General features: G+C 59.6%; 1 protein-coding gene and 1 pseudogene. One reads left to right on the top strand and one right to left on the bottom strand.

All coding sequences use genetic code 11. The features are described 5' to 3' along the window. The first annotated feature begins 43 nt into the window (after positions 1-43). A pseudogene (locus tag NKI01_RS30775) lies at positions 44-978 on the top strand (IS110 family RNA-guided transposase). Between the two features lie 381 nt (positions 979-1,359). Here NKI01_RS30775 and NKI01_RS30770 read toward each other — a convergent pair. Further along, a complete protein-coding gene (locus NKI01_RS30770) occupies positions 1,360-2,076 on the bottom strand; it encodes a pentapeptide repeat-containing protein (protein ID WP_352965852.1) in 717 nt (238 codons plus the stop codon). Between the last annotated feature and the right edge of the window lie 563 nt (positions 2,077-2,639).

The raw sequence follows: 2,639 nt of genomic DNA, 5'->3' as shown, positions 1-2,639 counted from the left end.
AGACCCAGTTCGCCGTCGTCTTCGGCGAAAGGTTCGTCAGCCAATGACGAAACCGGCCTCGCGCACAGAATTCCTGACAGTTCCTCGCCTCGACGTCCATCTCCTGCCGGAAGGGACGGAGCGGCAATTCGCCAATGACGCAAACGGCCTGCGCGAGCTGCTGCGCTGGCTGGCTCCGCTTGCCCCAGCCGCATTGTCTACGAAGCGACGGGCGCCTACCACCGGCTGCTCGAGCGCACGTTGGGTGCCAAGGGCCTGCCGCTGGTCAAGATGAACCCGCTGCACACGCGCGCTTTCGCGAAGGCCGCCGGCCGACTGTCCAAGACCGATCGCATCGACGCCGCCATGCTCGCCCGCTTCGGCGAACTGATGACGCCGCAAATCCGACCAATCCGCAGCGACACCCTTGATACGCTTTGCGAACTCGTCGCAGCGCGCCGCGCATTGGTCAAGGACCGTACCGCCGCCCAGAACAGGCAGAAGAACCTGACCATCCCGCTTTTGAAGCGCCAGGCCGAGCAGCGGCTCAGGCAAATCACCACCCAGATCAATGCGATCGACGCCGAATGTCGTACGCTGGTCGCCCGCGAGCCAGATCGTCGCTTCGACATCCTCACTAGTATCCCAGGCCTTGGCGATGTCACAGCCTTCGCCATCATCGCCGACATGCCGGAGTTGGGAACCCTTGCCAACAAGCAGGTCGCAAGCCTCGCCGGCCTCGCACCGGTCGATCGCCAGTCGGGGCAGTGGAAGGGCAAGTGCTTCATCCGGGGAGGAAGATCGTCGGTCAGGCAGGCGCTCTACATGCCAGCCCTCGTCGCGGTCCGTTTCAATCAGTCACTCAAGACAAAATACCAAGACCTCCGAGACGGCGGAAAACCTGCAAAACTCGCCTTAACCGCCATCATGAGAAAGCTCGTCGTTCTCGCTAACGCCCTCATCAGGGACGACCGGAAATGGTCGCCATCCCTTCCTTGACCAAGACGGATACTCTAGATGCATTCGACAGGCGTTTGACCGACGAAAGCTTAAGCCCCCAAGATGCCGCGGCCTATGTCAAGTGCTGCGAGGCGAGTATGATCGACGCGTTGGTGCCAGGCTTCTGAATGATAATCACGACGATGGTAGTCATTCTCGACGATACAAGAGTTGCTGCCACTTATTCGGACAGGAGCTACCGGTTCGATTGAACCGGTAGCGGTGAACGGAAGGGGCACAAACACCCTTCGGCCGCGATTTCGCCAATAGCAATACCGCAGAAACGTGCCACTTTGGCGGACGATCTGCGCCCTCCGAAGGCAGAAGTTACAGGTTCGAATCCTGTCGGGTGCAGCATTGCCGCAGTTCGCTTGCCGACAACTATTCCTGCTGGAATTGACAGGGCCAATCTTCAGGCCTCGTCAGGCCAGAAGGCAACTCGGTCCGGGCGTCTCCGCAAGCCATGTTGAGCTGCCACTGGGACAGACCCGCCGAATTGGAAAGGTCGACGCCCTCGATACGGGTCAGAAAGAAAAAGGCGCGGTCAAAGTCTATCGGCGCGGTGAACCTCGCTCCTCGGAAGTCCGCCCGTGCGAGATTGGCAAACGAGAAGCGGCTGCCGCTGATATCGGCGTCATGGAACTGCGCACGCCCCAGTTCTGCCTTTGTGAAATCAACATTGGTCAGATTGGCGTCCTGGAAATTCGAGCGCTGCATTTCCGCGCTCGCAAACACAGCGCCCTGCGCGTCCATACGGCTGAAGTCGGTCCTGTAGGCCTCGATTCTGTCGAACCGGGCGCCTTTGGCGGTCGAGTCGGCCAAGGAAGCACGCACAAGCGTTGCCTTCTCAAGATTTGCCGCACGGAGATTGGTGTTCCTGAGGTCGGTCGAAGTGAAATCAACACCGAACAGGTTCGCCCCACTCAGGTCCTGTCCATCTAGGATGAGAAGCTTCTTGTCACACTCTTGCCAATTGACGCCAGGCGTCGCGGCTGCGTCGCAATTTTGAGCGGCAGCGGCGTTCTGCCAAGCAAACACAGTGCAAACCGCTAGAACCAAGCCGGATGTGCCGTAAGCTCTGGTTCGCCTCAAAGTCATTGTTGCTGGACCTCTGCTACTCGCCGACACTCACCCTTACCACATCTGCTGACACTCGAGCCACGGTGACCACCGCCGTCACAGTTAGCGCATTTCTCATATTCAAGCTTTGATGTTGTTCAACCGATCAACCCGCGCGTAGGGCGCGATTTGCGAGCGCCTCCCCATATCATCGGCGGTCCAGCAGAGATTCATTTGTCACCGGCCAGGCGCATCATTCCGTAGGTATGCTTGACTAAGCCGAGGAGAGCGGTCGTTCAGGCTGGCGAAGTCGCGTGCCAAGATTGGCCTCCGCTCTGGACGTTTGTCTCGCTAATTGGGAGCCTGCTCGAGTGCAGACCGCCACCGCCGGCGTCCGCTGCCGACAAGCGTGAATCCGCTTGGTTCCGCACCGGTCGGTACTTCCCGACGGCGAGGTTGACCCGGCACGGGGTGCTAGTCGCGTATCCTGATTCCGCTGTCGCATAAATCCCACGACTTAGTTGTGTGCGTCAAGTTCTGCAAAAATGGCGTGGCAGTAGCTGTGACGTCGGCGTGTCCGCCGCGCAGCCCCCGTGTTTAGC

It is taken from the genome of Mesorhizobium sp. M0815 (assembly GCF_040319995.1).
Classification (GTDB): Bacteria; Pseudomonadota; Alphaproteobacteria; order Rhizobiales; family Rhizobiaceae; genus Mesorhizobium.
The sequence above is the reverse complement of the archived record's forward strand: the minus strand, read 5'-3'. Positions and strand labels throughout refer to the sequence as shown.

Excerpts from the sequence above, each read along its gene's own strand:
- NKI01_RS30770 (WP_352965852.1), bottom strand. The coding sequence starts at position 2,076 with ATGACTTTGAGGCGAACCAGAGCTTACGGCACATCCGGCTTGGTTCTA.